The following is a 6,080-nucleotide window of genomic DNA, read 5'->3' as shown; positions in this document are numbered from 1 at the left end:
AGAGAGAAAGTTACGCGCCCAGCGGAGTGATCGTCAAATCCGCTGGGCGCGTCCCGCGTCACACAGTCGACAGGCGGCTATCCGCGCAGCTCGACGCCCGCGAACGAGCGCTTGCCCCGGCGCAGTACGAGGTAGCGGCCGTGCAGCAGGTCGCCCGCCGACACGGTGGCGTCCACCTCGGAGATACGCGTGTTGTTGACGTACGCGCCGCCTTCGGCGATGACCCGCCGTGCCTCCTTCATGCTCGGCACGAGGCCCGACTCCTTGAGCAGGCCGGCCACGTCCGGCAGCTCGTCGAGGTGCACCAGGCCGGCCTCGGTCAGCGCGGCACGCAGCGTCTCCGGGGCCAGCTCGTCGAGCGAGCCGCGCCCGAACAGCGCCTGGCTCGCGGCGACCGCCTGCGCCATCTCCCGCTCGCCGTGCACCAGCGTGGTCAGCTCCTCGGCGAGCGCCCGCTGGGCCAGGCGCGCCTGCGGGCGCTCCGCTGTCGCCTTCTCCAGCTCCTCCAGCTCCTCACGGGAGCGGAAGCTGAAGTACCGCAGGTAGCGGCTGACGTCGCGGTCGTCGGCGTTGACCCAGAACTGGTAGAACGCGTACGGGCTGGTCATCTGCGGGTCGAGCCAGACCGTGCCGGTCTCGCTCTTGCCGAACTTGGTGCCGTCGGCCTTGGTCACCAGCGGCGTGGTGAACGCCTCCACCGGCCCGGCGCCGCGCCGCCGGATGTAGTCCACCCCGGCGGTGATGTTGCCCCACTGGTCGGAGCCGCCGTACTGGAGCCGGCAGCCGTGCCGGCGGTGCAGCTCGAAGTAGTCGTTCGCCTGGAGGAGCTGGTAGCTGAACTCGGTGTAGCTGATGCCCGTCTCCAGCCGCGCCTTGACCACCTCGCGGGCGAGCATCTTGTTCACCGGGAAGTGCTTGCCGACGTCCCGGAGGAACTCGACCACCGACATCTCGCCGGTCCAGTCCAGGTTGTTCACGAGTTGCGCCGCGTTCTCCCCGGTGTACGTGACGAACGGCGAGAGCTGCTCGCGGATGCGCTCCACCCAGCCGGCGATCACCTCGGGCGGGTTCAGCGTCCGTTCCGCGCTCTCCTTCGGGTCGCCGATCTGCCCGGTGGCGCCACCGACGAGCAGCAGCGGCCGGTGCCCCGCCTGCTGGAGCCGGCGGGCCATCACGACCTGCATCAGGTTGCCGATGTGCAGGCTCGGCGCGGTGGGGTCGAAGCCCACGTAGAAGGTGGTGCTCCCGCCGTCGAGCAGCTCGCGCAGTTCGTCGAGGCCGGTCGAGTCCTGGATCAGGCCCCGCCACAGCAGGTCGTCGGTCAGGGAGTCCCGCCCCTGCGGGAGGTTGCTGTCGGTCACGGTCACCGATTCTCCCCCATCACCGGGCCCGGCCCGTACCGGGTTTGCCGAGGTACGGCCGACTAGGCTGGCGGCGCCGTCGAAACGCGAGGAGGAACCGCGGTGGACATGCCGAACCTGACCGGTGGCTTCGTGGCCCTGCTGGGCCTGACGTTCGACGAGGTCAGCGGGGAACGGGTGGTGATCCGCTGGAAGGTGCGCCCGGAGCTGCACCAGCCGTACGGGATCCAGCACGGCGGCGTCTACTGCTCGGTGGTGGAGACGGCGGCCAGCATCGGCGGCGCGCTCTGGCTGGGCGACAAGGGCAACGTCGTCGGGGTGTCGAACCAGACCGACTTCCTGCGCGCGGTGCGCGACGGCGAGCTGACCGCCGTCGGCACGCCGGTGCACCGGGGCCGCAGTCAGCAGCTCTGGCTCGTGGAGATCACCGACGCCGACGGCCGGCTGGTGGCCCGCGGTCAGGTGCGGCTGCAGAACCTCACCGCCTCCTGACGCATTCGCCCGAAACCGGGCGCTGACGGCGATATCGTCGCCTCGGTGAGGACGTCCGCTCCCGGCCCGACGTGAGGAAGCTGTTCGCCGCCACGCTCGGCGTGCTGTCGGCCGTCGGCGGCTTCGTCGACATCGGTGACCTGGTGGCGGCCAGTCAGGCCGGCGCGCTGTTCGGCATGGCCCACACCTGGGTGCTGCTGGTCGGGGTGGTCGGCATCTGCGCGTACGCGGAAATGGCCGGCCGGATCGCGGCGGTGAGCGGACGGGCGGTTTTCGACCTGGTTCGGGAGCGGCTCGGGCCGCGGGTGGCGCTGCTGAACCTGGTCGCGTCGTGGCTGGTCACTGTGGTCACGCTCGCCGCGGAGCTGGGCGGGGTGGCGCTGGCGCTGCAACTGGCGACCCGGCTGAGTCACCTGTTCTGGGTGCCGCTCGCAGCGCTGGCGGTCTGGCTGGTGCTGTGGCGGTTGCGGTTCGAGCTGATGGAACGGATCTTCGGCCTGGCCGGGCTGGCGCTGCTGGTGTTCGCTGTCGCGCTGGTGGCGCTGCCGACCGACTGGCCGGCACTCGGGGAGGGCGTGTGGCAGGTCAGCGCGTCCGGGCACGGCTGGCCGCTGTACTGGTTCGTGGCGGTGGCGCTGTTCGCCTCGACTGTGAGCCCGTACGAGGTGTTCTTCTTCTCCTCCGGCGGCGTGGAGGAGCGGTGGGGCGCGGCGGACCTGGCGCGGGCCCGCTCGAACGTGCTGATCGGTTTCCCGGTGGGTGGGTTCCTGGCGTTGTCGCTGGTCGCCGTGGCGACGGTGGCCTACCACCCGTCCGAGGCGTCGCTGAGCACGCTCGACCAGGTGGCGCGGCCGGTGGCGACGGCGCTCGGCGGCGCCGGCCTGGCCGCCACGGTGCTGGCGTTCTTCGCGGTGACGTTCGGGGCGGCGCTGGAGACGGGACTGTCGGCGGCGTACGCGGCGGCGCAGTACTTCGGATGGCAGTGGGGCAAGCGGGTCCGCCCGCGGGAGGCGGCCCGGTTCCACAGCGTGCTGCTCGTCGGTCTGCTGCTCGGTGTGGTGATGCTGATGACGACTGTGGACCCGGTGCGGCTGACCGAGTACATGCTGGTGCTGAGCGCTGTGGTGCTGCCGCTGACGTACCTGCCGATCCTGGTGGTCGCCAACGACCGCGGGTACCTCGGCGACCGGGTCAACGGGCGGTGGATGAACCTGCTCGGCGCGGTGTTCCTGCTGCTCATCGTCGCCGCTTCGGTGGCGGCGATCCCGCTGGCGATCATGACGGGGATGGGGCCATGAGGGTTCAGCTCGCCAAGCGGCTGCTCGACCGGCAGATCGTCGACGTTGACGGGCGGCTGGTCGGGCGCGTCGACGACATCGCGTTCGCCGTCGACGACGAGGGCTACCCGTACGTGGACTGCCTGCTCACCGGGCAGGGCGCGCTCGGGGAGCGGATCGGCGGGCGGGTCGGGCGGCTGCTGGTGGCGGTGGCGGACCGGTTCACCGACGACCCGCCGGTGCCGCCGTTGCGCGTACCGCTGTCGCAGGTCGCCCGGGTGGACAGCGCGGTGCGGCTGCGCTGCCCGGCGGCGGACCTGCCGCCGTCACCGGTGGAGGCGTGGCTGCGCCGGCACCTGATCGAACGCATTCCGGGGTCCGGCCGTGCGAGCGGGTGAGCTGCTCGGCCGCACCGCGTACGACCTGCACGGGCGGCGGCTGGGCCGGGTGGTGGACGTGGTGGTGCGCGGCGGGTGGCCGCCGGACCGGCTGCGGATCACCGACGTGATCGTCGCCGGGCACTGGTGGACCCGGGTGATCAGCCGGCTGATCGGGCCGGAGCTGCACCCGTCCGGGCCGTGGCTGCTGCGGGTGATCGCCCGGCTGGTCGGGCGGAGCACCCGTCAGCTGCCCGCCGACGCGGTACAGCTGCTCCCGCCGGTGCCCGGTTTCCCGTTCGGCCCGCCGGCCGGAGACCGCTGAACCGGGTCGCGGACGCCGGGCCCCGGAAGCCGGGCGGCGGCGCGCCAGGCGTTCCGGACACCGGTGAGGCGACCGCCCGGCGCCGGTCAGCGGCGGGCGTCGTCGAGTTCGGGGGCGTCGGCCGGGTCGGCCGCGTCGTCGTCCGGACTGCCGGTCGCCGCGTCGTCGTCCGCCGACTGCTCGCCGCGGCGGTGACGGCGCACGTGCACCTCGGTGATGGCCCGCTGGTCGACGTCGGCCACCGCCAGCTCCCAGCCGTCCACGGTCACCTGCTCCCCCGCCACCGTCGGGATGTGCCCGAGGCAGATCAGCACCAGCCCGGCGACTGTGGTGTAGTCGCCGGCGGGCCGGTTCGGCAGCTCCACGCCGAGGTCGGTCAGGTCGTGCACCGGGAACGTGCCGGGCAGCACCAGCGTGCCGTCGGCCTCGGTGCGTACGGCGCGCAGGTCCCGGTCGGTCTCGTCGTAGATCTCGCCGACGATCTCCTCCAGGATGTCCTCCAGCGTCACGATCCCGTCGACCGCGCCGCGCTCGTCGACCACGAGCGCGATGTGCTGGCGTTCGGCCTTGAACTGGCGCAGCGCGTCGACCACCGGCAGGGAGTCGGGCAGCAGCATCGGCGGTCGGGCGATCTCGTCGACCGGCCGGTCGTCCGAGACGCCGACCAGGTCCCGCAGGTGGATCACGCCCACCGCCTCGTCCAGGCCGCCGTGGCGCACCACCGGCGCCCGGGAGTGGCCGGTCGCCGCGAGGACGAGCCGGGCGGCCTCCGCCGTGGTGCCGCTGTCGAGCGTGAAGACCTGCAACCGGGGTACGAGCACCGCCCGCAACTGCCGGTCGGCGATCTCCACCGCGCCGGCGATGATCGTGCGCTGTTCCTTGGTGAAGCCGTGGTTGCCGGCCACGATGTCGCGCAGTTCGTCCGGGCCGATCTCGTCCGGCTCGGCCTTCGGGTCCAGACCGAACAGGCGTACCACCAGGTCGGTGGTGGCGCCCAGCAGCCAGACGGCGGGCCGGGTGATGCTGGACAGCACGTCCAGCGGGCGGGCCACCAGCAGCGCCCACCGCTCGGCCGACTGCATGGCGATCCGCTTCGGTGCCAGCTCACCGAAGACGAGCGTGACGAACGTGAGTACCAGCGTGACAGCGACGATGGCGACGGTCTCGGCGGCGTTGCCGAAGACGCCCAGCAGCGGGACGAGCGGCCGGGCCAGGGACACCGCGGCGGCGGCGGAGGCCAGGAACCCGGCGAGCGTGATACCGATCTGGATCGTGGCCAGGAACCGGTTCGGGTCCTTCGCGAGACGGGCGAGGGTCCGTCCGCCGCGGCTGCTGCGCTCCAGCCGCTGCACCTGGCTGTCGCGCAGGGACACCAGGGCCATCTCGCTGCCGGCGAACACCGCGTTGAGGATCACCAGCACACCGACCAGGGCAAGCTGGCTCCAGTAGCTCTGCACGACCGGTTATCTCCCTCGGCCCGATCCGGGTCGGCCGATGGCCGACTCGCCGGCCGGTAGATCCGGTCGGCGTGGCCCTCTGTTGCCCCGCGGGCCCGCGCCTGAATCCTGTGCGATCACTGAGCGCCGGACGGCGGGTGTCCGGTTCACCCGTGCGTGGCGGGGACCGGCAGGTCGAGCACGTACGCGCCGCCCTCCGGGCGGAACCCGAGCCGGTGGTAGTAGGGGGCGATCATGCCGGGCGGGCTGACCACCCGGCGGAAGCCCCGGTCGGTGAACAGCCGGCTGCGCCGGTAGACGAACTCCCCCGGCGTGAAGTCGCGGAACGGCGGGGTCACGTAGTCCAGGTCGACCTGGGCCACCCCGCCCGGTTCGGCGTGCGAGAGCATCACGCCCACCACCTCGTCGGCGCGTACCACAAGGAACGCCGAGCGGTCGGCGGCGGCCGGGTCCCAGTGGAAGCCGGGGTTGAACCGGGCGATGTCGGCGGCGTGCACCCGCAGCGTGTGCGCCAGGAAGGCGTCGCCGGTGCCGACCTCGACCACCTGGTAGGTCTGCTCGTCGTGCCGGGTGGCCAGCAACTTGCGCAGGTACCAGACGTTGATCACGGCGAGCACCACGTTCAGCCCGACCATCGGCCAGACCTGCACCGCGGTGTTGTAGCCGATCAGGATGAGGCAGCCGACCAGGTTGAGCGCGCGCAGCCGCAGGATCCGGGTCTGCAGCAGGGACCAGACCAGCAGCGCGGAGCCGGCCCAGCCGACGAGTTCCAGCCAGTTCACCCGGGGAGA

Annotated in this window: 7 protein-coding genes; 4 read left to right on the top strand and 3 right to left on the bottom strand. The window is 72.3% G+C overall.

Going from position 1 to position 6,080, the window contains the following annotated elements; all coding sequences use genetic code 11:
* Nucleotides 1-77: 77 nt before the first annotated feature.
* Nucleotides 78-1,361: a tyrosine--tRNA ligase gene (tyrS, locus tag O7611_RS09430; RefSeq protein WP_269698074.1), complete on the bottom strand. Its 1,284-nt coding sequence runs from the start codon at nt 1,359-1,361 to the stop codon at nt 78-80.
* Between the two features lie 108 nt (nt 1,362-1,469).
* Here tyrS and O7611_RS09425 point away from each other — a divergent pair, with 108 nt between their 5' ends.
* The 4 genes from O7611_RS09425 (at nt 1,470) to O7611_RS09410 (ending at nt 3,832) form a co-directional block, all read left to right on the top strand.
* A complete protein-coding gene (locus O7611_RS09425) occupies nt 1,470-1,853 on the top strand; it encodes a PaaI family thioesterase (RefSeq protein WP_194802933.1) in 384 nt (127 codons plus the stop codon).
* Nucleotides 1,854-1,924: 71 nt separating this feature from the next.
* Complete coding sequence (locus O7611_RS09420) at nt 1,925-3,151, top strand: NRAMP family divalent metal transporter (protein ID WP_269696581.1); 1,227 nt, start codon at nt 1,925-1,927, stop codon at nt 3,149-3,151.
* Nucleotides 3,148-3,528, top strand: a complete 381-nt coding sequence (locus O7611_RS09415) for a hypothetical protein (RefSeq protein WP_194802824.1) — start codon at nt 3,148-3,150, stop codon at nt 3,526-3,528. The genes O7611_RS09420 and O7611_RS09415 overlap by 4 nt, the downstream gene beginning before the upstream one ends.
* The gene (locus O7611_RS09410; protein WP_194802825.1) at nt 3,515-3,832 is read left to right on the top strand and encodes a PRC-barrel domain containing protein; all 318 of its coding nucleotides are present in this window, start codon (nt 3,515-3,517) and stop codon (nt 3,830-3,832) included. Before O7611_RS09415 ends, O7611_RS09410 begins: the two co-directional genes overlap by 14 nt.
* Before the next feature lie 86 nt (nt 3,833-3,918).
* Here O7611_RS09410 and O7611_RS09405 read toward each other — a convergent pair whose 3' ends face one another.
* Together O7611_RS09405 and O7611_RS09400 are read right to left on the bottom strand one after the other, a co-directional pair.
* Nucleotides 3,919-5,289, bottom strand: coding sequence for a hemolysin family protein (locus O7611_RS09405; protein ID WP_194802826.1), 1,371 nt, complete (start codon nt 5,287-5,289; stop codon nt 3,919-3,921).
* Nucleotides 5,290-5,435: 146 nt separating this feature from the next.
* Nucleotides 5,436-6,071 (bottom strand): hypothetical protein, encoded by a 636-nt coding sequence (locus O7611_RS09400; protein ID WP_194802827.1) that lies wholly within the window; start codon nt 6,069-6,071, stop codon nt 5,436-5,438.
* Nucleotides 6,072-6,080 lie beyond the last annotated feature (9 nt).

The organism is Micromonospora sp. WMMC273, from assembly GCF_027460285.1.
Taxonomy (GTDB): Bacteria; Actinomycetota; Actinomycetes; order Mycobacteriales; family Micromonosporaceae; genus Micromonospora; species Micromonospora aurantiaca.
This window is presented reverse-complemented; position numbering and strand designations above follow the sequence as displayed.